Origin of the sequence: Loktanella sp. DJP18, from assembly GCF_049310965.1 — a bacterium.
GTDB lineage: Bacteria > Pseudomonadota > Alphaproteobacteria > Rhodobacterales > Rhodobacteraceae > Loktanella.
In genome coordinates this window covers 75,727-98,287 of record NZ_JBMERN010000005.1, presented here as the reverse complement: position 1 = coordinate 98,287, position 22,561 = coordinate 75,727, and the positions used below count along the sequence as shown (strand labels likewise).

At 64.6% G+C, this 22,561-nt stretch carries 25 protein-coding genes and 1 riboswitch; of the genes, 19 read left to right on the top strand and 6 right to left on the bottom strand.

From position 1 onward, the window contains the following. Nucleotides 1-3: 3 nt before the first annotated feature. From ACOI1H_RS02795 to ACOI1H_RS02710, 18 genes are all read left to right on the top strand, one after another. Nucleotides 4-321, top strand: coding sequence for a hypothetical protein (locus ACOI1H_RS02795; protein WP_422435202.1), 318 nt, complete (start codon nucleotides 4-6; stop codon nucleotides 319-321). 135 nt (nucleotides 322-456) lie between these two features. Then, the gene (locus tag ACOI1H_RS02790) at nucleotides 457-1,470 is read left to right on the top strand and encodes a PhoH family protein (protein ID WP_422435196.1); all 1,014 of its coding nucleotides are present in this window, start codon (nucleotides 457-459) and stop codon (nucleotides 1,468-1,470) included. After that, the gene (locus tag ACOI1H_RS02785) at nucleotides 1,467-2,270 is read left to right on the top strand and encodes an ORF6N domain-containing protein (protein WP_422435195.1); all 804 of its coding nucleotides are present in this window, start codon (nucleotides 1,467-1,469) and stop codon (nucleotides 2,268-2,270) included. Before ACOI1H_RS02790 ends, ACOI1H_RS02785 begins: the two co-directional genes overlap by 4 nt. After that, nucleotides 2,267-2,758, top strand: coding sequence for an rRNA maturation RNase YbeY (gene ybeY, locus ACOI1H_RS02780; RefSeq protein WP_422435194.1), 492 nt, complete (start codon nucleotides 2,267-2,269; stop codon nucleotides 2,756-2,758). The genes ACOI1H_RS02785 and ybeY overlap by 4 nt, the downstream gene beginning before the upstream one ends. Before the next feature lie 31 nt (nucleotides 2,759-2,789). Continuing rightward, the gene (locus ACOI1H_RS02775) at nucleotides 2,790-3,686 is read left to right on the top strand and encodes a hemolysin family protein (protein ID WP_422435193.1); all 897 of its coding nucleotides are present in this window, start codon (nucleotides 2,790-2,792) and stop codon (nucleotides 3,684-3,686) included. Between the two features lies 1 nt (nucleotide 3,687). Continuing rightward, nucleotides 3,688-5,187: an apolipoprotein N-acyltransferase gene (gene lnt / locus ACOI1H_RS02770; RefSeq protein WP_422435192.1), complete on the top strand. Its 1,500-nt coding sequence runs from the start codon at nucleotides 3,688-3,690 to the stop codon at nucleotides 5,185-5,187. A 32-nt stretch (nucleotides 5,188-5,219) separates the two neighbouring features. Next, nucleotides 5,220-5,269: riboswitch (SAM-SAH riboswitch) on the top strand. Between the two features lie 7 nt (nucleotides 5,270-5,276). Beyond that, nucleotides 5,277-6,458 (top strand): methionine adenosyltransferase, encoded by a 1,182-nt coding sequence (gene metK, locus ACOI1H_RS02765; protein WP_422435191.1) that lies wholly within the window; start codon nucleotides 5,277-5,279, stop codon nucleotides 6,456-6,458. 69 nt (nucleotides 6,459-6,527) lie between these two features. Next, nucleotides 6,528-7,244 carry a tRNA (guanine(46)-N(7))-methyltransferase TrmB gene (gene trmB / locus ACOI1H_RS02760; protein WP_422435190.1) on the top strand — a complete coding sequence of 239 codons (717 nt, stop codon included), beginning with the start codon at nucleotides 6,528-6,530 and terminating at the stop codon, nucleotides 7,242-7,244. Between the two features lie 119 nt (nucleotides 7,245-7,363). Then, a complete protein-coding gene (gene aroA, locus ACOI1H_RS02755; RefSeq protein ID WP_422435189.1) occupies nucleotides 7,364-8,716 on the top strand; it encodes a 3-phosphoshikimate 1-carboxyvinyltransferase in 1,353 nt (450 codons plus the stop codon). Next, nucleotides 8,713-9,321, top strand: a complete 609-nt coding sequence (locus tag ACOI1H_RS02750) for a (d)CMP kinase (RefSeq protein WP_422435188.1) — start codon at nucleotides 8,713-8,715, stop codon at nucleotides 9,319-9,321. The genes aroA and ACOI1H_RS02750 overlap by 4 nt, the downstream gene beginning before the upstream one ends. 625 nt (nucleotides 9,322-9,946) lie before the next feature. Further along, nucleotides 9,947-11,626, top strand: a complete 1,680-nt coding sequence (rpsA, locus tag ACOI1H_RS02745) for a 30S ribosomal protein S1 (RefSeq protein ID WP_422435187.1) — start codon at nucleotides 9,947-9,949, stop codon at nucleotides 11,624-11,626. 299 nt (nucleotides 11,627-11,925) lie between these two features. Continuing rightward, a complete protein-coding gene (ihfB, locus tag ACOI1H_RS02740; RefSeq protein ID WP_422435186.1) occupies nucleotides 11,926-12,207 on the top strand; it encodes an integration host factor subunit beta in 282 nt (93 codons plus the stop codon). A 40-nt stretch (nucleotides 12,208-12,247) separates the two neighbouring features. Further along, nucleotides 12,248-12,616, top strand: a complete 369-nt coding sequence (locus ACOI1H_RS02735) for a lipopolysaccharide assembly protein LapA domain-containing protein (RefSeq protein ID WP_422435185.1) — start codon at nucleotides 12,248-12,250, stop codon at nucleotides 12,614-12,616. Between the two features lie 3 nt (nucleotides 12,617-12,619). Then, nucleotides 12,620-13,261 (top strand): phosphoribosylanthranilate isomerase, encoded by a 642-nt coding sequence (locus ACOI1H_RS02730; protein ID WP_422435184.1) that lies wholly within the window; start codon nucleotides 12,620-12,622, stop codon nucleotides 13,259-13,261. A 78-nt stretch (nucleotides 13,262-13,339) separates the two neighbouring features. Next, entirely contained in the window at nucleotides 13,340-14,566 is a 1,227-nt protein-coding gene (gene trpB / locus ACOI1H_RS02725) for a tryptophan synthase subunit beta (protein ID WP_422435183.1), read from the top strand. A 141-nt stretch (nucleotides 14,567-14,707) separates the two neighbouring features. Continuing rightward, nucleotides 14,708-15,226 carry a PepSY domain-containing protein gene (locus ACOI1H_RS02720; protein WP_422435182.1) on the top strand — a complete coding sequence of 173 codons (519 nt, stop codon included), beginning with the start codon at nucleotides 14,708-14,710 and terminating at the stop codon, nucleotides 15,224-15,226. A gap of 91 nt (nucleotides 15,227-15,317) precedes the next feature. Then, nucleotides 15,318-15,788 (top strand): PepSY domain-containing protein, encoded by a 471-nt coding sequence (locus ACOI1H_RS02715; RefSeq protein WP_422435181.1) that lies wholly within the window; start codon nucleotides 15,318-15,320, stop codon nucleotides 15,786-15,788. Then, on the top strand, nucleotides 15,788-16,342 hold the full coding sequence (locus tag ACOI1H_RS02710; protein WP_422435180.1) for a helix-turn-helix transcriptional regulator: 555 nt from the start codon (nucleotides 15,788-15,790) through the stop codon (nucleotides 16,340-16,342). Before ACOI1H_RS02715 ends, ACOI1H_RS02710 begins: the two co-directional genes overlap by 1 nt. Here ACOI1H_RS02710 and ACOI1H_RS02705 read toward each other — a convergent pair. The 5 genes from ACOI1H_RS02705 to ACOI1H_RS02685 all read right to left on the bottom strand — a co-directional run bounded on the left by ACOI1H_RS02705 (nucleotide 16,291) and on the right by ACOI1H_RS02685 (nucleotide 19,799). Then, nucleotides 16,291-16,929, bottom strand: coding sequence for a DUF4893 domain-containing protein (locus ACOI1H_RS02705; RefSeq protein ID WP_422435179.1), 639 nt, complete (start codon nucleotides 16,927-16,929; stop codon nucleotides 16,291-16,293). The two genes, ACOI1H_RS02710 and ACOI1H_RS02705, sit on opposite strands and share 52 nt — an antisense overlap. Continuing rightward, nucleotides 16,926-17,300 carry a DUF2237 family protein gene (locus ACOI1H_RS02700; protein WP_422435178.1) on the bottom strand — a complete coding sequence of 125 codons (375 nt, stop codon included), beginning with the start codon at nucleotides 17,298-17,300 and terminating at the stop codon, nucleotides 16,926-16,928. Before ACOI1H_RS02700 ends, ACOI1H_RS02705 begins: the two co-directional genes overlap by 4 nt. 37 nt (nucleotides 17,301-17,337) lie before the next feature. After that, on the bottom strand, nucleotides 17,338-18,375 hold the full coding sequence (locus ACOI1H_RS02695; RefSeq protein WP_422435177.1) for a DUF2332 domain-containing protein: 1,038 nt from the start codon (nucleotides 18,373-18,375) through the stop codon (nucleotides 17,338-17,340). Next, a complete protein-coding gene (gene pth, locus ACOI1H_RS02690) occupies nucleotides 18,372-19,058 on the bottom strand; it encodes an aminoacyl-tRNA hydrolase (RefSeq protein ID WP_422435176.1) in 687 nt (228 codons plus the stop codon). Before pth ends, ACOI1H_RS02695 begins: the two co-directional genes overlap by 4 nt. Nucleotides 19,059-19,142: 84 nt before the next feature. Continuing rightward, nucleotides 19,143-19,799 carry a 50S ribosomal protein L25/general stress protein Ctc gene (locus ACOI1H_RS02685; protein WP_422435175.1) on the bottom strand — a complete coding sequence of 219 codons (657 nt, stop codon included), beginning with the start codon at nucleotides 19,797-19,799 and terminating at the stop codon, nucleotides 19,143-19,145. A gap of 160 nt (nucleotides 19,800-19,959) precedes the next feature. On the opposite strand from ACOI1H_RS02685, the gene ACOI1H_RS02680 reads away from it, so the two are divergent. Continuing rightward, nucleotides 19,960-20,583, top strand: coding sequence for a YdeI/OmpD-associated family protein (locus ACOI1H_RS02680; RefSeq protein ID WP_422435174.1), 624 nt, complete (start codon nucleotides 19,960-19,962; stop codon nucleotides 20,581-20,583). Here the strand turns inward: ACOI1H_RS02680 and ACOI1H_RS02675 are convergent. Next, nucleotides 20,580-22,457 carry an amylosucrase gene (locus ACOI1H_RS02675; protein ID WP_422435173.1) on the bottom strand — a complete coding sequence of 626 codons (1,878 nt, stop codon included), beginning with the start codon at nucleotides 22,455-22,457 and terminating at the stop codon, nucleotides 20,580-20,582. The genes ACOI1H_RS02680 and ACOI1H_RS02675 overlap by 4 nt on opposite strands. Nucleotides 22,458-22,561: the final 104 nt, after the last annotated feature.

The window sequence follows — 22,561 nt, the reverse complement described above, 5'->3', positions numbered from 1 at the left end:
GACATGACCATCATGAAACTCATCGGGCTCATTGCCGTGGGCGGCCTACTGTCCGCCTGTGAAGGTGGCGAAGGACTTCGCGAGATCGGCCCGGACAAGTCCATCGATCGCGGCGTCAACGCACATCACCTGTCCACGCTAGTGGCGGGCGTCTGGGTCGATCCCAACGGCTGCGATCACTGGATCATCGATGACGGAGTCGAAGGCTACCTGTCGGTGCGCCTGACGCCCGATGGCCTGCCCGTCTGTTCCGGCGTGGCCCCGCCGAATACCGCCGTGGGTCCGTTCAAATCCGGCACTCCGATCCCGGACTCCTTGTAATTTGCCCGACCTGTGGGCATCTGAATGGCCGCAGCATCTGCTGCGGCCTTTTTTCGTCGTGGGTGCGACCAAGCGCTTGCGGTGGACGTTCACCCTTGCGACGATGAGCCTAGGCCCCCTGTTCAGGAGATACGATTGCCCTCCGGCGTTCTGACCCCCACCGCCCCCGACGTTTCGGAATCCGTTCTGGAATTTCCCGACAACTTTCTGTTGATCGACCTGTGCGGCCAATACGACCGCAATCTGACCGCGATCGAAAGCGCGCTGGGCGTCCAGATCCTGCGCCGTGGCAACCGGCTGGAGGTGATCGGCGAAGCGGTCCCGCGCCGCGACGCCCTCGATATCCTGAAATCGCTGTATGAACGGCTTGAGGCGGGCAAGACGCTTGAACCCGGCGACATCGACCGCGAATTGCGGATGCATCCGGACGAAAGCGTGACCGTCGGCGATCAGAAAGAGCTGTTCAAGGGCGAACTGTCCGATCGGGTCGAGGTCAAGACCCGCAAGAAGCTGGTCGAGCCGCGCACCGAGGCGCAGAAGGCCTACGTCCGGTCCCTGTTCGAAAATGAGCTGTGTTTCGGCATCGGGCCTGCGGGCACTGGCAAGACCTATCTGGCCGTCGCCGTCGCCGTGAACCACTTCATCAGCGGGAACGTGGACCGGATCATCCTGTCACGTCCTGCCGTCGAGGCGGGCGAGAAGCTGGGGTACCTGCCCGGCGACATGAAAGACAAGGTCGATCCCTACATGCAGCCGCTTTACGATGCGCTGAACGACTTCTTTCCGTCCAAGCAGGTCGCCAAGCTGATCGAGGAGAAGCGGATCGAGATCGCACCCCTCGCCTTCATGCGGGGGCGCACGCTGGCCAATGCCGCTGTCGTGCTGGACGAGGCGCAGAACGCCACGACCATGCAGATGAAGATGTTCCTGACCCGTCTGGGCGAAGGATCGCGCATGACGATCACCGGCGACCGCACGCAGATCGACCTGCCGCGCGGCGTGACATCGGGATTGTGGGAAGCAGAGCGTCTGCTGAAGGACATCCCGAGGATCAGCTTCAACTACTTCACCTCGAAAGACGTCGTGCGCCACCCGCTGGTGGCCCGCATCATCGAGGCCTACGAGGCGGACGCGGAAAAGACGGGATGACGGACGACCTTGCGGCGGGTGTGCGTCAGGCGATCTTTCGCCTGCGCGGCCAGCCGGTCATTCTGGATGCCGATGTCGCTGCGGTCTTCGGGCGCACGACCTCTGCCGTGAATCAGCACCGCAGCCGCAACGCGGGGCGGTTTCTGGACGACTATGCGTTTCAGCTGACGCTGGACGAATGGCGCAACTTGAAATCACATACTGTGATGTCAAGCGCGCACGGCGGGCGGCGAGGCAGGCCCTGGGCCTACGCGGAACAGGGCTTCATCATGCTGGCCACCGGGTTTCGCGGACCAGATGCGGACCGCATCGCGCGCACGGTTGCGGAAACCTTCGTGGCATACCGGCGTGGCGAGTTGCCGATGGAACGGGTCTTCGATGCGCAGGACAAGGGTCTGCGCAATTCCCTGCGCGGTCAACTGGCCGACATGCTGTCCGCCATCGCGGCGATGCCGCTGCCGGGTGGATCGACGGTGATGACCGAACTGGACGAGACGACACAGGCGGCGCTGGGCCGGGTGCGCGCCTGGCTGGACCAGCCGGGCAAGCAGAACACCAAGCTCGATGCCGAGATCGCCAAGCTCGCCGCCGACACGCAAAAGGCCTATGCCGAGGTGCGGCGCACGGACGCCGAGACGGCGAACCTGTGGGCCGATACGGTACTGAAGCGGCTGGACGCGGTGCGGCAGTTGCGGCTGATGGTGCAGCAGATCGGACGGGATGAGCTGAGCGGTCTGCTGGACGACAGTTTTGGCGCTCCTGTCCCGCTGGACGCGCTTGCGAGGGACGCCGACACATGACCGTGGATTGCCTGATCGAGGATGCGCGCTGGGATGCGCTGGACCTTGCGACGCTGGCAGAGGCCGCGTCGGATGCGGCCCTGACCGAATTGGGACTGGAGCCGTCGGCCTGGGAGATCAGCCTGATGGGCTGCGACGATGCGCGCATCGCCGCGTTGAACGCCGATTTCCGGGGCAAGCTTGCCGCCACCAACGTGCTGTCATGGCCGTCAGACGAACGCGGTGTGGCGGTGGCGGGCGAAATGCCGGTTGCGCCCGATCCCGCCGACCCGGAACTGGGCGACATTGCCATCGCCTATGAGACCTGCGAAGCCGAAGCGCGCCGGGCGGAGAAGCCGCTGACGGACCATGTGACGCATCTGATCGTCCATGCGACGCTGCATCTGCTGGGCTACGATCACGAACGCGACGCAGATGCCGCCCTGATGGAGGGGCTGGAGACGCAGATACTTGGCAAGATGGGTCTTGATGATCCATACCGGACATGACGCCGCAAGGCACCAGATAGGCAGGGAGACAATGGGCGACACCGACGACGGGTCTTTGGGGGCGGCGCAAGGCGCGCAGCCCGAACAGGCCCCAGACCAGAACGGCGACGAACAACGCGGCAATTTCTTCAGCAGGCTGTTCGACGCGCTTTCCCCCAATGGCGAGGACGCCGATGACAGCACCGACAGTCCGCGTCAGGCCATGCCCACGCTGCCGATGCCCGGCATGCTGAACCTGCGCCGGATGCGGGTCGAGGATGTCTCGGTTCCGAAGGCCGACATCGTGGCGACACCGGTCGCGACCAGCAAGGACGATCTGGTCGCCGTGTTTCGCGACAGCGGCCTGACCCGGCTTCCGGTCTATGACGGCACGCTCGATACGCCGCTGGGCTTCGTGAACCTCAAGGATTTCGCGCTGAAGTATGGGTTCAACGGCGATGCCGTCGCCTTCGATCTGCGCGCGTTGCTGCGCCCGCTTTTGTTCGTGCCGCCGTCGATGCCGCTGGGAATCCTGCTGACCAAGATGCAGGCCGACCGGACGCACATGGCGCTGGTGATCGACGAATACGGCGGCACCGACGGGTTGGTCACGATCGAGGATCTGATCGAACAGGTCGTGGGCGCCATCGAGGATGAACATGACGTGGACGAGGTGAAAAGTTTCAGCCTCGAAAGCCCCGGCGTCTACATCGCGCAGGCCAAGACCGCGCTGGAGGATTTCGAGGCCGAGATCGGCATGGACCTGACCCTGCACGACGACATAGACGAAGAGGAGGTCGACAGCCTTGGCGGCCTCGTGATGATGCTGTCGGGTCACGTGCCGGTGCGGGGCGAAGTCATCATCCATCCCGACGGACCGGAGTTTGAAGTGCTGGACGCCGATCCCCGCCGGATCAAGCGGCTGCGTGTGCGGATACCGCAGGCGTGACATGACGGGCCTGACGGATCGCCTCTGGCGGCTGGGCCGCTGGTCCCGCTTGGCCGCATTTCTGGTGCTGGGTGTCGTCGTGGCGCTGGGCATGGCCCCGCTCGAGTGGTGGTTCATCGCCGTCCCGGCCTGGGCCGTCGTGCTGGCCGTACTGGTGTCGGCACCCGGCTTGCGGGCGGCGCTTTTCGCCGCGCTGTGCATCGGGCTGGGATATTTCGGATTCACCCTGCGCTGGCTGGTCGATCCGTTCCTGGTGGACGCCGCGACATGGGGCTGGGCCGCGCCTCTGGCCGTCAGTTTGATGGCGCTGCGCGAAAGCCTGTTCTGGGTCGCCGGCACGGCGGTCGCGCGACTGATCGCGCCGCGCCACCTGTCGGCGCTGGTGCTGAGCCTGACTCTGGCAGAAGCGCTGCGCGGTTACCTGTTCACCGGCTTTCCCTGGGCGCTGATCGGCCATGTGCTGATCCCGACGCCCTGGGCGCAGCTGGCCGCCTACGGCGGGCCGCATCTATTGACGCTGCTGACTCTCACCGTGGCGGCGGGCTTGGTTTGGCTGACCCGTCGCCGCTGGCTGGGTGCGCTGCCGCTGATTGCCGCCGTCGCGGTCGTCCCTTTCCTGATCCCGTCGCCGGACCCCGCCGACCCCGATGCACCCGTCGTGCGGATCGTCCAGCCGAATGCGCCGCAGGACGAAAAATGGGACCCGGCGCAGAACCTGATCTTCTTTCAGCGCATGATCGCCTTCACGCAGGCGGCCCCGCGCCCGGACCTGATCGTCTGGCCCGAAACCGCCGTGCCGGTGCTGCTGGACTACGCTCAGGCAGAGCTGGAGGCGATCTCGGAGGCGGCGCAGGGGGTGCCGGTCGTGACCGGGATTAACCGCAGTCAGGACGGCCTTTACTACAATTCGCTGATCGTGCTGTCGCGGATGGGGCAGGTGACGCAGACCTACGACAAGGCGCATCTGGTGCCCTTCGGCGAATACGTACCCTTTGGTGAAGTGCTCAAGAACATGGGCATTCACGGGATCGCCACGTCGGAGGGTGGCGGGTTTGCAAAGGGGGCGATGCCGCAGCCGCTGATCGACCTGCCCGGGATCGGCACGGCGCGGGCGCTGATCTGCTACGAAGGCATCTTTGCCGAGGAAATCGCGACGCCTGCGCGGCCCCGACTGCTGCTGATGATCACCAACGACGCCTGGTTCGGCAAGGGGGCAGGGCCGACGCAGCATCTGGCGCAGGCGCGTCTGCGTTCGATCGAACAGGGCCTGCCGATGGTGCGGTCCGCCAACACCGGGATCAGCGCGATGATCGACGCGCATGGCCGAGTGGTAAAGAGGATTCCACTGGATGAAACCGGCTATTTCGACGCTGCGCTGCCACCGGCACGAGCAGTCACGCCCTACGTGCGGTGGGGCGACTGGCCGGTCCTGATTCTCGTGTTGATCGGCATGGCGGCCACGGGCTTGCACAACCGCTGGGGTCGGCGCGAATTGCGTTGACCCTGCCTGCCCGTGTGCGTAGTCACGCGGCTGACCTGCTCCAACGGCTTCCTGACGGGGCAGGGTAACCCGAAATGGAGCACGTCCCAATGGCACGCCAAGACTATATCTTCACCTCTGAATCCGTGTCGGAGGGACACCCTGACAAGGTCTGCGACCGCATCTCCGACAGCATCCTCGACGCCTTTCTGACGGAGGAGCCGGAGGCCCGCGTCGCCTGCGAAACCTTCGCCACGACCAGCCGCGTCGTCATCGGCGGCGAAGTGGGACTGAGCGCGGAAGAGAAGACCCAGGCCCTGCTGGCGCAGGTCGATGGCATCGCCCGCGCGGCGATCAAGGATATCGGCTACGAGCAGGACAAGTTCCACCACGCCACCTGCGAGATCACGAACCTGCTGCACGAGCAGTCGGCCCATATCGCGCAGGGTGTCAACGCGGGCGAAGGCAAGGCCGAGGGGGCCGGCGATCAGGGCATCATGTTCGGTTTCGCCACGACCGAGACGCCGGAACTGATGCCGGCACCGATCCAGTACGCCCACGCCATCCTGCGGCGTCTGGCCGAGGTGCGCAAAAGCGGTGAAGAGCCGACCCTGCGGCCCGACGCGAAAAGCCAGATCAGCCTGCGCTACTCCGGCGGCAAGCCGGTCGAGGTCACGTCCATCGTGCTGTCGACCCAGCACCGCGACGCAAGCCAGACCAGCGCGGACATCCGCGCCATCGTGGAACCCCACATCCGCGAGGTGCTGCCCGACGGCTTCATCACGGGCGCGACCGAATGGTGGGTCAACCCGACCGGCACCTTCGTGATCGGCGGGCCGGACGGCGATGCAGGCCTGACGGGCCGCAAGATCATCGTGGATACCTACGGCGGTGCGGCACCACATGGCGGTGGCGCGTTTTCCGGCAAGGACCCGACCAAGGTGGACCGCTCTGCCGCCTATGTCGCGCGCTATCTGGCCAAGAACGTCGTGGCGGCCGGGATCGCGCAGAAGTGCACGCTGCAGCTGTCCTACGCCATCGGCATCGCGCAGCCGCTGTCGGTCTACGTCGATCTGCACGACACGGGCGAAGTCGATCCGTCGGCGGTCGAAAAGGCGATCCGCGCCACCATCGACCTGACCCCGCAGGGCATTCGCACGCATCTGGGCCTGAACCGCCCGATCTACGCGCGCACCTCGGCCTACGGCCACTTCGGCCGTGCGCCAGAAGCCGACGGCGGTTTCAGCTGGGAACGCACCGATCTGGCCGACGCGCTGAAGCGCGCGGTCTGATCGGGCAGCGGGGCGGGCCATTGGTCCGCCCCGCTTGCGAGGCGAGGCAGGGCGCGCTAAAGCGCCGCCATGCAGAATGACAAGCACCCCTCCGGCGCTCCTTGGCGCAATTTCTACGGTCGCTTTCGCGGCAAGACGATCCGGGCAAGCCAGAAGGATTATCTGGACAACGACCTTGACGCGCTGTCGCCCGGCGCTGTTGGTTGGGACGTGAACCCGTCGCGGGTGAAACTTGACCCCGCTGCGATCTGCGACGGCAAGCCACTGTGGCTTGAGATCGGGTTCGGCGGCGGCGAACATCTGCTGGCGATGGCGGAGCGCTATCCGCAGGTTGGCCTGATCGGTTGCGAGCCGTTCATCAATGGCGTCGCAATGCTGCTGGGCAAGATTCGTCGGGCAAGGGTCGAGAATCTGCGCGTCCATCCCGGCGACGTGCGCGACCTGTTCGACGTGCTGCCCGAAGCCTCCATCGCGAAGGCGTTTCTGAATTATCCCGACCCTTGGCCCAAATCGCGCCACCACCGGCGGCGGTTCGTCACGCAGGAACATCTGGCCCCTTTGTTTCGCGTCCTGACGCCAGGGGCGGAGTTTCGAGTTGCGACAGACATTCCCGACTACGTGCGCCAGACATTGCAGGAAGTGCCAAAGGCCGGTTTTGCGCTGGAGACACCGCTGCCGGACGGCATGGCCGTGCCCTGGGGTGACTGGGTGTCCACCCGCTACGAACAAAAGGCCCTGCGCGAAGGGCGACCGCCGCACTATCTGACGTTTCGCAAGCCGGGCTGACGCCGTACGGCGCTGTTGGCCGCAAGCGGCCAAGGCGCCCCGCCCGCCGTCCCATACCTCTCGACGCTGCACGGGACCTGCGTTAGTCAGGACCGGCAAATCTTCAAGGATGACCCCTCATGTCCGGCCACAGTTCCCCCGTTCCGATGACGTCTTCTGCCTGCGGACCGCTGACCGGCGTGGCAGAGGTGCCGGGCGACAAGTCGATCTCTCACCGGTCGCTGATCCTGGGGGCGCTGTGTGTGGGCGAGACGCGGATCACCGGCCTGCTGGAAGGCGATGACGTGCTGGACACGGCGAAGGCCATGCGCGCCTTCGGGGCAACGGTGACCGATCACGGCGGCGGTGAGTGGTCCGTACAGGGCGTGGGGGTCGGCGGCTTTGCGGAACCGGCGGGTGTCATCGACTGCGGCAACTCCGGCACCGGTGTGCGGCTGATCATGGGCGCCATGGCGACCACCGGGATCACCGCGACCTTCACCGGGGACGCGTCCCTGTGCAGCCGACCCATGGGGCGCGTGACCGATCCCCTGGCGCTGTTCGGCTGCACGTCAGCTGGTCGCGAAGGGGGTCGCCTGCCGATGACGTTGAACGGGGCCGTCCAACCGGTCCCCGTGCGCTATGTCGTCCCGGTGCCGTCGGCGCAGGTGAAATCGGCCGTGTTGCTGGCAGGGCTGAATGCCCCCGGCCAGACCGTCGTGATCGAACGGGAAGCGACCCGCGATCATACGGAACGGATGCTGGCGGGGTTCGGGGCCGAGATCGAGATCGAGCAGACCGACGAGGGCCGTGTCATCACGTTGCTGGGCCAGCCCGAGTTGCAGCCCCAGACCATCGCCGTGCCGCGCGATCCGTCAAGTGCGGCCTTTCCCGTCTGCGCAGCGCTGATCGTGCCGGGGTCGGACGTGCTGGTGCCGGGCATCGGCCTGAATCCGACGCGGGCGGGCCTGTTCACAACGCTGCGCGAGATGGGGGCTGACCTGACCTATGAGAATGAGCGCCAGGAGGGCGGCGAACCCGTCGCCGATCTGCGCGCCCGCTATTCGCCCGCCATGCGCGGCGTCAGCGTCCCGCCTGCGCGCGCGGCGAGCATGATCGACGAATACCCGGTGTTGTCGGTCGTCGCGGCTTTTGCCACAGGTGTGACCGACATGCAGGGCGTCAAGGAACTGCGTGTCAAGGAAAGCGACAGGATCGACGCGATGGCCAAGGGCCTGCGCGCCGCCGGCGTGACCGTGGACGAGGGTGAGGATTGGTGGCGCGTGACCGGACGGGGTGCGGGCCATGTGCCGGGTGGGGCCACGGTGGAAAGCCGTCTGGACCACCGGATCGCCATGGCGTTCATGGTCATGGGCATGGCCACGCAGGCACCGATGCGTGTCGATGATTGCAGTCCGATCACCACGTCCTTCCCGATCTTCGGTCCGCTGATGGACCGACTGGGTGCCGCGATCACACGTGACGCCGCATGATCTTTACCATCGCCATCGACGGGCCGGCGGCCGCGGGCAAGGGGACGCTCGCCCGTGCGCTGGCCGCGCACTACGGCTTCGCCTACCTTGATACAGGGCTGCTTTACCGCGCGGTGGGTGCCGGCGTGCTGGCGGGGGGCGAGGCCGTCGCCGTCGCGCAGGCGCTCGACCCGTCAGCCCTCGACAATGCCGACCTGCGCACGCAGGTCGTCGCCGAGGCCGCCAGCCGGGTTGCCGTGATCCCTGACGTGCGCGCGGCGCTGGTCGCATTTCAGCGGCACTTCGCGCGCCGCGATGGCGGTGCGGTGCTGGACGGACGCGACATCGGCACGGTGATCTGCCCGCAGGCCGATGTGAAACTGTTCGTCACGGCCAGCGCCGAGACGCGCGCCGAACGCCGCTATCTCGAGCTGGCCGACAAAGGTGTTGCCGCCGATCGCGATGCCATCCTCGCCGAGGTCGTCGCCCGCGATGCCCGTGACACAGGCCGGGCCGAGGCACCGCTGAGGGCCGCGACGGATGCGACCGTCATCGACACCTCGGACCTGACGGCAGCACAGGCGTTGTCCCGCGCCTTGACGATTGTCGACGCGCGACGCGGTTAGTCCGCACTCTGCCTCGTCCCTTCGTCTGGACGGAAATACCCCGGGCGTGCGGGGCAGGCCCCCGCGGTGTCGCGCCATCCGGGTCGTTTGCGGCGGACCTCGCTGCGCCGCACCCGGAACAGTGCACGCTGGGCGGGACTGCGCAATCGAAGCCCGCCAATCCGCAAAAGCGGTTTGTCCGACATGGCGTAGCCCGCCCCTGCTGATCCAAAAACGCAGGAGTCGAGCGTTCCGGCAAGTGCAGCGCGCAATGACGCATAGGGTGGACATAACCCATGGCCTACGAGAAGGGCCTGAAATCGACCGACAGCACCTGCCCTGGCGCGCGCGAAACATGGCGACTGGCTGGTGGACGCGCAAAGAGTGGGGCGTGACCTGAACCGGCTTTCGGTCGGGTCGGCTGCACTGCCCTCTGTCCGGGTCTTGCGATTGTCGCGCGCGCGCGGTATATGACGCGGGCTGAAGCACCGAGACAGGTGCGGGCATGAGACTCGAGCAGGGTCGGTTCTGAACCGGCCCTGTTGTTTTATGTCCGCCTCGTGGCTGATGCCAAACCGCAATCCAAAGACCGGCGGAGACAACCGCACGGCCCGTATAAAACGCAAGATTAGGAAATCAGCGCCACATGGCAAGCAACACAAGCATGGAAGAATTCGAAGCCCTTCTGAACGAAAGCTTCGAAATCGATACGCCCGCAGAGGGCTCGGTCGTCAAGGGCAAGGTCATCGCGATCGAAGCCGGTCAGGCCATCATCGACGTCGGCTACAAGATGGAAGGCCGCATCGACCTCAAGGAATTTGCAGAACCCGGCGAAGAACCCAACATCAAGGTTGGCGACGAAGTCGAAGTGTTCCTGCGTCAGGTGGAAAACGCCCGTGGCGAAGCCGTAATTTCCCGTGAAATGGCCCGCCGCGAAGAAGCGTGGGACCGTCTGGAAAAAGCCTATGCTGATGAAGAGCGTGTCGATGGCGCGATCTTTGGCCGTGTGAAGGGTGGTTTCACCGTCGATCTGGGTGGCGCAGTCGCGTTCCTGCCCGGCTCACAGGTCGATGTGCGCCCCGTGCGCGATGCCGGCCCGCTGATGGGTCTGAAGCAGCCGTTCCAGATCCTCAAGATGGACCGCCGCCGGGGCAACATCGTCGTGTCGCGCCGTGCGATCCTTGAAGAATCCCGTGCCGAACAACGTGCCGAAGTCATCGGCAACCTGACCGAAGGTCAGGAAGTCGACGGCGTGGTCAAGAACATCACCGAATACGGTGCGTTCGTCGATCTGGGCGGCGTTGACGGCCTGCTGCACGTCACCGACATGGCCTGGCGCCGGGTCAACCACCCGTCCGAGATCCTGTCGATCGGCGAGACGATCAAGGTGCAGGTCATCAAGATCAACAAGGAAACCCACCGCATCAGCCTTGGCATGAAGCAGCTGCAGGCCGATCCGTGGGATGCCGTGGAACAGAAATACACGATGGAATCCACCCACACGGGCCGCGTGACCAACATCACGGACTACGGCGCATTCGTGGAACTGGAACCGGGCGTCGAAGGTCTGGTCCACGTGTCAGAGATGTCCTGGACCAAGAAGAACGTCCACCCCGGCAAGATCGTCTCGACCTCTCAGGAAGTCGAAGTGATGGTGCTGGAGATCGACTCCGCGAAGCGTCGCGTGTCGCTCGGCCTCAAGCAGACGCAGCGCAACCCGTGGGAAGTGTTCGCCGAAACGCACCCCGAGGGCACCGAAGTCGAAGGCGAAGTCAAGAACATCACCGAATTCGGTCTGTTCATCGGCTTGCCCGGCGACATCGACGGCATGGTCCACCTGTCCGACCTGACCTGGGATGGCCGTGGCGAGGATGTCATCGGCGACTTCCGCAAGGGCGACATGGTCAAGGCCAAGGTCTCCGAGGTCGACGTCGAGAAGGAGCGCATCTCGCTCTCGATCAAGGCGATGGACGGTGATCCCTTTGCCGACGCCATCGGCGGCGTGAAGCGCGGTTCGATCATCACCGTCGAGGTGACCAAGATCGAAGACGGCGGCATCGAGGTCGAATATGAGGGCATGAAGTCCTTCATCCGTCGGTCCGACCTGTCCCGCGACCGTGCCGAACAGCGCCCCGAGCGTTTCGGCGTGGGCGATAAGGTCGACGTGCGCGTGACCAACATCGACTCCAAGACCCGCAAGCTGGGCCTGTCGATCAAGGCGCGCGAAATCGCGGAAGAAAAGGAAGCCATCGACCAATACGGCTCCTCGGACTCCGGTGCATCGCTCGGCGATATCCTTGGCGCGGCGCTGAAGGGCGACAACTAAGCTCGGATTGCCGTTACTGACAGATTGAAACGATTTAGACCCCGCCGGTGCGAACCGGCGGGGTCTTTTCATGTCTCGACAGCGAATCAGGTGAGCGGCACTGGTCTCGTGTCCGCGACGTTTGTGGCGGCGAGATCAACAGCTTACTAGATGTGGTGTGTTCGCGATGAACGTTACAACTGCTGCGACAACTTTCGACCGCTCACGGCACCGCGACCTATTTCGTGGGCGGAAATTCCGGCCTATAGTCAACGGACTGGCCGATCTGCAGGCTGCTGCCCGAACCCGCGAGGACATCGATGATTCGATCCGAACTGATCCAGAAGATCGCCGAAGAGAACCCTCATCTGTTCCAACGCGATGTCGAGCGTATCGTAGCGACCATATTCGATGAAATCACGGGCGCTCTGGTGCGCGGTGACCGGGTCGAATTGCGTGGCTTTGGCGCGTTTTCCGTGAAAAAACGGGATGGACGCACCGGACGGAACCCGCGCACGGGTGAAGCGGTTGATGTCGAAGAGAAACACGTGCCATTCTTCAAGACAGGCAAGCTGCTGCGCGACCGGTTGAACGGCGCCTGAGGCGACTGCCTTTGGACCCAAAAGCAAGGACCGCATCCGCATGAAAACCCTGAAATTCGTCTTTTGGGCCGTCGTGGCGGTCCTTCTCGTGCTGGTCGGGTTGGCCAACAGGGACGCGACGACGTTGCAGGCAATGCCGACGGCCTTTGCGAACCTGTTCAACATCTCTCCTGAAGTGACTCTGCCACTGTTCATCGTGATCTTCATTGCCGTGGGGGCCGGTCTGCTGCTGGGTCTGATCTGGGAATGGCTCCGCGAATATCCCGAACGGGTGGAGGCCCGTGCCCGCGCGCGCGAAATCGCCCGGCTGCGGGCAGAGGTCGCCCAGTTGCGCGCCGTGCATGCCAGCCCGGAAAAGGGCGACGACGTGCTGGCGTTGCTGGACGCTCCGAAACGCAAGCTGGCCTGACCCTTGCGGACGCGCATCAAGATTTGCGGCCTGCGCACGCCGCAGGACGTCGCTGCCGCCGTTGCCTGCGGGGCAGACGACATCGGGCTGGTATTCTTTGCGAAGTCGCCGCGCCACCTGACACTGGACGAAGCCGCCGCCCTCGCGCTGACCGTTCCGGTCGGCGTCCGCAAGGTCGCGCTGACGGTCGATGCGACGGACGAAGATTTGTCGGCACTCGTCTCGCGGGTGCCGGTCGATCTGCTCCAGTTGCACGGCACCGAGACGCCCGCGCGCGTCGCCGACATCCGCGCCCAATTCGGCGTGCCGGTGATGAAGGCGATCGGGATCGCGGATGCGTCCGACCTCGCACAGCTGGACCCTTACATGGCGGTCTGCGAGGAAGTGCTGGTCGATGCCAAGCCCCCGAAGCATGCTGACCTGCCCGGCGGAAACGGCCTGTCCTTCGACTGGCGCCTGCTGGAGGGGCGGCAATGGTCCGTGCCCTGGATGTTGGCAGGCGGTCTGCGACCGTCGAACGTGGCCGAAGCGATCCGCCTGACCGGCGCACGGCAGGTCGATGTGTCGTCCGGGGTCGAACGCGATCCCGGCGAAAAGGACCCGGACATGATCCGCGATTTCTGCGCGGCGGTCCGCGGGACCTGACCCCGCGGCGTGCTGCCGTCTTTACCAGGGTGGCCTGCGGGTTTAGTGCTGAACGAATGCTTTCACGGGAGACGGGCCATGCCTGACGATCTTTTCAACAGCTTCATGAACGGGCCCGACGAGAAGGGCCGATTTGGCAACTACGGCGGGCGATTCGTGTCCGAGACGCTGATGCCGCTCATCCTCTCGCTTGACGAGGAATACGAGAAGGCCAAGACCGACGACAGTTTCTGGGCGGAAATGCATGATCTGTGGACCCATTACGTCGGCCGCCCCAGCCCGCTTTACTTTGCCGAACGGCTAACCGACCATCTGGGCGGTGCCAAGGTCTACATGAAGCGAGACGAGCTGAACCACACCGGCGCGCACAAGATCAACAACGTCCTGGGACAGATCATCCTGGCGCGCCGCATGGGCAAGACGCGGATCATCGCTGAAACCGGCGCGGGTCAGCATGGCGTTGCGACGGCGACGGTCTGTGCCAAATTCGGCCTGAAATGCGTCGTCTACATGGGCGCGCACGACGTCGAACGCCAGGCCCCTAACGTCTTTCGGATGCGCCTGCTGGGGGCAGAAGTGATTCCCGTCGTGTCCGGCCGTGGCACGTTGAAGGACGCGATGAACGACGCGCTGCGCGACTGGGTGACGAACGTGCGCGATACCTTTTATTGCATCGGCACGGTCGCCGGGCCGCACCCCTATCCCGCAATGGTCCGTGATTTCCAATCGATCATCGGCAAGGAAGCCCGCGAACAGATGCAGGCGGCCGAAGGTCGTTTGCCCGACACGCTGATCGCTGCCATCGGTGGTGGGTCGAACGCGATGGGGCTGTTCTATCCCTTCCTTGACGACAAGGACGTGAACATCATCGGGGTCGAGGCGGGCGGCAAGGGCGTCAACGCCAAGATGGAGCATTGCGCGTCGCTGACCGGCGGCCGTCCCGGCGTGCTGCACGGCAACCGCACCTATCTGCTGCAGGACGACGACGGGCAGATCCTGGAAGGGTTCAGCATCAGTGCCGGCCTTGATTATCCCGGCATTGGCCCGGAACATGCGTGGCTTCATGATATCGGGCGGGCACAGTATGTCTCGATCACCGACGCAGAGGCGCTGGAGGCGTTCCAGTTGTCCTGCGCGCTGGAGGGGATCATTCCCGCGCTGGAACCCTCTCATGCGCTGGCCCATGTCATGAAGATCGCGCCGACGCTGCCCAAGGATCACCTGCTGGTGATGAACATGTGCGGGCGAGGCGACAAGGACATCTTTACCGTCGCCAAGCACCTCGGCTTCGATATGAAGATCTAAACTTTGGTTGAGCAGCCTCTTTCGATGGGTGAAGAGGCTGCTTGTGCACCTTACGGTCAATGGTGCAGCACCGGAGAATGAGGCTCATTCGGTGTCAGGCCGCCGCACGATGCGGTGTCTGCATTTCAGGGAGCACACCCCATGTCCATCCGTAACATCTTTGTCAGCGCCGCCGTCCTTGCCACCATTGCAGCGGCCGGTCACGCCCAGTCCATCGCCGATCAGGCCGTCAGCCAGTTGACGGCAGAAGGTTATTCCCGGATCGAGGTGAAGACCTTCGCCGATACGGTCAAGGTCGAAGCGCAGCGCGACGGCCGCGAGCTGGAAGTCATCTACGATGCCGCGACCGGCGCGATCCTGAAGCGCGAGGTCAATGCGATCCGCGCGGGCGACGACACCCGTCCCGGCGTCTTTCTGTCCGACCGCAGCGACGACGACCGCTCTGACGATTCCTATGATGATGATGATGATGACCGTGACGACGATTCTGACGATGACCGTGACGACGATCGCGACGATGACCGTGACGACGATCGCGACGATGACGGTGATGACGATGACCATGATGACGATGACCATGATGATGACGACAACGACGACAACGACGACGATGATCGCAGCGGTCGCCGCGACGGTTCATCGTCGTCCGATGACGACTGATGACCTGACGCCCACGATGCTGTAGGATTCTCCTGCAGCCACCAGCCCCCATCGCAAGGTGGGGGATTTCCTGATCAAAGGGTCGCCGTTCATGAAATATCTGTTGATCGTCCTGTTGCTGCTTGCGCCCGCTGCGGCGCAGGCGCAATCCGTGCAGGATCAGATCATGACGCAACTGACTGCGCAGGGCTTCACCCGAATCGAGGTCAGTCGAACGCTGCTGGGGCGGGTCAAGATCGAAGCGCGCAGCCCGACGCTTGAACGCGAACTGGTGTTCAATCCGTCAACGGGTGAGATTCTGCGCGATTACTGGCAGGACCGCGATGACGACGACGGTTCGAGGCCAAGGGTCCGGATATCGCAGGCCAATGATGATCGTGACGGTGCTGATGACAACAGCGGCCGCGGCTCTTTCTCGTCCGGTGGCGGGGATGACCGGGCCGACGACGGTGACGACCGGGACGATGACAGCGACGACCGGGACGATGACGGCGATGACCGGGATGATGACACGGATGACAATTCAGGGCGCGATAGCGACGACGGCGGAGACGACGATTGATGCGCCGGCCCGGTCGACTTGATCGCAAGAGCGGGGCCGTAGCCGCCATTCTCGTCGTTCAGATGCTGTGCACCTTCTTCTTCGTTGCGAATATCCTGTCTTCGATCCTGGGGCTGATGCCGATCAACTGGCAGGTCAGCGAATTCATCGAACTCGGCGCAGCCTTTGGCCTGCTGCTGGGTGTTGTTCTGGGTGTTGTCGTGCTGCGCCGGACATTGGCGCGATCCGCCCGGATCGAGGCGCAGCTTCAACGCGCCTCCGGCGCGTTCATGGACGTGCTGGAAACCCGGTTCGAGGTCTGGCGCCTGACCCCGGCCGAACGCGATGTGGCGCTGTTTGCGATCAAGGGCCTGAGCGGGGCCGAGATTGCGGCGCTGCGCGGTGTCAGTGAAGGCACCGTCAAGGCGCAAAGCAACGCGATCTACCGCAAGGCAGGCGTCAGCGGACGGGGCCAGCTTCTGAGCCTGTTCCTTGATGATCTGATGGTCATGCCCGATGCGGATCAGTCAGCCGGTGCGGCCGCCGAGGTCTCGTCTTCCGCTGCCTCGGTCTGAGGCGGTCCCTTGCGGCGCAGATCGAGGATATCGAGGTCGGATTCCAGCACCGGTTGCGGCATCAGGATGCGGATGCGGTCCGGGTCCGGCTGCGCGACGGTCCCGACAACGGGCCAGATCGTGCCGTCGCTGAGGTTTTCGGCGGGCAGATCCGCGTAGGGGACGGGTGGCGTATCGGCGACGTAACCGGTGCCGGTCAGGATCATCCGGCCGTCGATCAGGTCGATCCGGCCCGTCAATCGTTGCGATCCGCTGGTCTTTTCAAACGTGAAACCGGCCCCGTCGGCGGCGATCACGCAGTCGAAGGGCGCATAGGCCACAAGCGGGTTCAGGTCGCCGCCAGCCTTTAACGTGCGGCAGGACCAGTCACCGGGCAGGGCGGTGGCCAGCGGCGATGTGGCGGTGCCTGCCAGAACCTCCTGAAGCAGATCGAGGTCACCGCGGGCCCCGCCGGCAAAGGCCTGCAACAGGGCAGCCCCAACGGCCGCGTCGTGGCTCTCCAGCCGAGCGACGTCGGCGGCACGCAGCGTCGCCTGTGCGCTGGTGGCTGACGGTATCAGCAAGAGCAGGACTGCGGACCGGATCACAGGGCCACCGCGTATTGCCGCAGGATGTCGATCGGCACGATCTCCAGCGCGCGGACATGGGTGGCGTGCAGGTCGACGTCCGGCGCGCACCCTTCGTCGTGGGCCTGCAAGAAGCGGCTGGCGCACAGACACCAGCCGTCGCCCGGTTTCAGTCCGGGGAACTGGAATTCCGGGCGGGGTGTGGACAGGTCGTTGCCCACGTATTTCGAAAAGGCGAGGAACTCTGCCGTCATGACCGCGCAGACGGTGTGGCTGCCTTGGTCGGCGGCGCAGGTGTCGCAGGCTCCGTTCCGAAAGAATCCGGTCACCGGCTCGGCCGAACAGGGTTGCAGCGCGCTACCAAGGACATTGAATAACGGGTCTTTTTCCATGCCGCATCCTAGCGCGCACCGGCGGTCTGCGAAAGGGTCAGTCGGTCACGATCCAGTCGATCCAGCGTCCGTGGAAATCCATCCGGGCCAGTTGCACCGTCACGTCGCCGGGCCACAGCCGCAGGGTCAGCGCCGCGCCGGGGGCGTCGGTGCCATCCGCCTCCATCCCAAGCCACGCCAGCGGCGTGTCAGGTGTTGCGACTGCACCGGCTTCCTCGATCCGGGCGCGGCCCTGCGCCTGACGGTCGGCGGGAAAATATTGCCAGGCGATGGTGTGGTAGATCAGGTGGAGCTGCCCCGGCACGTGAATTAGCCGCGGCGTCAGCCCGTCGATGGCGTCGGCCCGGATCACCGGGGCGGTGGCCACGGTCATCGCCGCACGGGTCAGGTCCAGTCGGTGCGGTTGATCCGCCCAAAGGTAGGCTTGGAGGCGCAGGGCGTCGTGCGGGTCTGCAGGATCGAGCGGGTTCAGATCGACGCCCATGCGGTCGACGATCTTCGGCGGGGTGTAAGGCGGCACGGCACCCGTCCAGTCTGGCTGCAATGCCAAGACAGGTTCGGCTGGGTTAAGCGTTCGGCCCGGAAGCGCCAGCGCGAAATAGTCGAACATCAGGTTCAGCCCGCCGCTGGCCCCCAGTTCGGTCAGGCGGAACGGCAAGGGATGGCGGGCGTGCAGCCAATGGGCCGCCGCGATCAGGCCGCCAGCGCGGCGAACCTCGTTCGTCTGCGGCGGGCTGTCGATGAAGCGGTCGATCGCGCCGGCATGGTCGGTCAGCGCGGCACCGACGGCCTGCCACAGATCGTCGTCGCTGACCTCATGCGGGGGATAGGTCAGCATCAGGGCGGGATCGCCTTGCAGGCGCAGCGCATGCAAGGCACCGCACAGGCGCAGCGGCACGGCATCGGCGCGATGCGACGGATTGCCGGGCCACGCAAAAATGCGATCGCGGATGCGGCCAGCAGGCCAGTCACGGGTGGCAAGCAGTGTGCAAAGGCGTGCCATGAATGGCGATTCGAGGTTGGCGCAGTGAACGGCCTGAGCGGCAAAGGCAGCGGCGATGACCTCTGGTGTCACCGAAATCGGTCCTTGAGCCGTTCGAACGGGCTTCGCTTGTCCACCGCGACGTGGTCCGGGGCAGGGGCAGGGGTGGCCGAAGCCGGCTTGTCGGTCTTCGTCGCCGAGGATCGGGCCGGGGCAGTGCGCAGGGCGATGGCGTTCAGGAACTTGTCGCCTTGGCCCGCCACCAAGGCTGCGATCCCGTCGGATATGCCGCGCAGTTCATCGTCGAGCCAGTCCTGATCGGCCTTGGCGAATTCGTGCAGCACATAACCCGGCACACGGTCCTTGTGCCCCGGATGCCCGACGCCAAGGCGTACGCGGTCGTAATCGGGGCCGATGTGGGCGTGAATCGACCGCAGGCCGTTGTGGCCCGCATGGCCACCGCCCGTCTTCAACCGGACCTTGCCGGGGGCGAGGTCGATCTCGTCGTGGAAAACGATGACATCGGCAGGGGCGATCTTGTGAAAAGCGCAGGCGGCCTGCACCGCACGCCCGGAGTCGTTCATGAAGGTGGTAGGTTTCAGCAGCAAAACCTTGTCGCTGCCGAACCGACCTTCCGCCACCTCGCCATTGAACTTGGCGCGCCAGGGGCCGGCCCCGTGATCGCCTGCGATCCGGTCCAGCGCCATGAAGCCGATGTTGTGACGGTGGCCCGCATATTGCGCGCCGGGATTGCCAAGGCCAACGATGAGTTTCATGGCAATGACACTAGCCCGCGCGCAGCCCCGCGGAAAGGGCGTCGCATGTGAAAAGGGGCCCCGCAGGGCCCCGTTCCATCAATTCTATTCGGCGTCAGCCGGCGAATCCATCTCGGTCGTCGGGACCTCGTCGGCTGCGACGTCGTCCTCGTCGTCGGCCGTCAGGGTCTTCGGCGCCGCGATGTTGGCGATGACGAAGTCGCGGTCGCTGATGACCGGCTTGATGTCGCCCGGCAGCACGATGTCGCTGAAGTGGATGACGTCGCCCATCTTGCGGCCTGTCAGATCGACGGTGATGTGGTCGGGGATGTCACCGGCCAGCACGTTCATCTCGACCTCGTTGCGCACCACGGTCAGCGTGCCGCCGCCCGATTTCAGCGCCTTGCACTCTTCCTCGTTGATGAATTCGACAGGAATGAAGATGTCGACGCGGCTCGTGCGCTTCAGGCGCATCAGGTCGACGTGCACCGGAAGATCCTTGACGACGTGGCGCTGGACGCCACGGCAGATCACGCGGACGTCGTCATGACCTTCGACCTTGAGGTTGAAGAGCGTGGACATGAAGCGGCCCTTGCGCAGGCGCGTCAGCAGCTTGTTGAAGTCGAGGTTGAGAGCCAGCGGATCGACACCGCCACCATAAACCACGCCAGGGACCATTCCGTTACGACGAGCTGTGCGGGCGGCCCCCTTGCCTGTCCCCGCGCGAACCTCGGCGTGCAGATCAGGGATCTTGTCAGCCATTGGTATTCTCCGATTGTAGTGGGACCGCCCTCCAAGGGTGTGCGGCCCGATGAAGTCGCCCCTATAGGGCCTGTGTGTGGGTTTTGAAAGGGGAGAAAGCGCTGTCAGGGTGCTTTTGCATGCCTGCATGCTTGTGTATGTTGGGACAAGGGGACCCGCCATGATGATCACGGACATCGAGGATTATTTTACCCTGGGCTGCGGGCGCTGCGACCGCTTCGCGACGCCCGACTGTTCGACCCGCCGCTGGATAGACGGACTGAACCAGTTGCGTCGCATCTGCCGCGACATGGGGCTGAAGGAGGAGGTCAAATGGGCGCATCCCTGCTATGTGCATGCGGGGCGCAACATCGCGCTGATCGGGGCGCTTCGCGACGACTTCCGCCTGAACTTCATGAATCCCGGGCTGGTGACGGACACCGCGGGTCTGCTGGAGAAGCAGGGTGCCAACAGCCAGACGGCCGGATCGCTGCGGTTCACCGACACGGCCCGTGTGCTGGCGTTGGAGCCTGTCATCCGGGACTATCTGGGACAGTTGATGCGCCACGCGGACGCCGGGACGAAGCCGCCGAGAACTGAGGCGACATTCGAACTGCCGGACGAACTGGTCGCGGCCCTCGACGGCGACCCCGATCTGGCCGAAGCCTTTGCGTGGCTGACGCCCGGCCGTCAGCGGTCATGGGTGCTGCATCTGGAAGGCACAAAGGTTAGCGCAACCCGGATGGCCAGGATCGTGAAGGGCCGCGCCAGGATCATTGCGGGCAAGGGGGCGCAGGAACGCTAGCGCAGCCAGAGGCAGGCGTAGGGCGCGACGGTCATGAGACCCTGCGCAATTTCTGGCGCATGGCCTGTCAGCAGGTCGATGTCAGGCAGGATGTCCGCATCCGCCACCCGGAAAAGCTGCGGCTGGCCAGTGAAATTGGCGATGCAGGTCACGGAGCGATCGTCGCCAAGGCGCTGCCAGACGAACAGCGCGCGGTGTCCCGTGACGATCACCCGTGTCGGCACGTCGCCCGCCAGTTGCGGTGTCGCCTTGCGAGTCGCGAGAATATGCTTGAGGTCGGCCCGGATGCGGGCGGCGGGGCCGGTCCTGGCCTGGGCCGCCGTCCAGTCCATTGCCGGGCGCTGCATCCAGCGACCGTCGTCGGCCAACCCAGGATCATTCAGATACGAATGGTCGTTTGTCATGCCGATCTCGTCCCCCATATAGATCAGGGGGATGCCGCCATAGGCCGCGATCAACGCGTGTCCCAGCCGGATGCGGGCAATTGCCGCCTCGATCAGTGCGGGGTCGTCGGCCTCTACCGCCGCCTCCAGCCCCGCGAGGCTTGCAAATGTGCCGTTGGTGCGCCGGTCGCCGGTTTCCGCGTTCACCTGAAAATCAGCGCCCCGCGCCCAGCTGGTCGGATGACTGCCGTTGTAGAAATCGGACAAGTAATCGCGGTGCGCCTTCGCGTCCATGTGCGGGATGTGGACGGTATCCTCTGGCGTGATCGCCCAGCCAATGTCGTCGTGGCAGCGGATATAGGGTGCAAAGGATGCGCGGCGGAAAGACTCGGGGAAGTGGGTTTTCATCACATGGGTCATCAACCGCGTGTCGCCCGACGCCAGCGACGACCAGTACTGCACCATCAGGTTGTTATGGTATGCCAGTTGGCTTACCTTTCCCGCGTGCGTGTCGGTGCCGAGGTAGGGAACGAGGTCGGAGGGCCCGACGATCGCCTCTGCCTTGTGGATCACCGCAGGGGCAGCGATGCGGGTGGACTGGGTCAGCAGTTGAAGAAGATCGTGGACTTCGGGCAGGTTCTGGCAGCCCGTGCCCATCCGTTTCCACATGAAGGCCACGGCATCGAGGCGGAACACCTCGACGCCCTTGTTGGCGAGAAACAGGATGGTGTCGAGGACGGCGAGGAAAACCTCCGGGTTTTCCCAGTTCAGGTCCCACTGGTATTCGTTGAAGGTCGTCCAGACCCATTTCCCCATGTCGGGGTAGAAGGTGAAGTTGCCCGGGGCATGCGCGGGAAAGATTTCGACCAGCGTTTCCTCATAGGCCCGTGGCAACGTGTCGTCGTCGAACATGCGGTAGAACGCCTGATAGAACGGGTCGCCTGCGCGGGCGCGCACCGCCCAGTCGTGTTCCTTGGCCGTGTGGTTCAACACCATGTCGATGACAGGGCTGATGCCGGCCGCGCGGAATTTCAGCGTAGCCTGCTGAAAATCCGCCATTTTGCCAAGGGCGGGGTCGATTTCGCGGTAGTCCATCACCGCATAGCCGCCGTCGTTCGCGCCGGGACGTGGTTTCAGGCAGGGCATCATGTGGGCGTAGGTGACGCCAAGGTCCTGAAGATAGGGGATATGGGCGGGCAGGTTCGCCAGCCGCCCGGCAAACTTGTCGATGTAGAAGACGTAGGCGACCATCTTTTCCGACAGGAACCAGTCGGGGTTCAGATCGCGCGTCAGGTCCAGCAGGCGCAGGTCGGCGGGGCGTTCGCGCCAGTGCCATTGCAGCAGCAACTTGAGCCGGTCAAGAAAGGCGTTGGCGTCGATGGACTCGCCGTAAAGCCTGCGGATCGGCCCCGTCAGGTCGCGTCGGCCCCGATCCCAGCGCAGCGCAAAAAGGTCGTCGTCGGTGATTGCGGCGCGTGCTGTCTCTTGCATCGGGGTCCTCCTGCCGGCCCGACTATGACGGGTGGGGCCGCCGCCGCAAGGGGCGGATAGGTGGCGGCGTCAAAGCCTCCGGCGGGTATTTATCTGGCAGGATG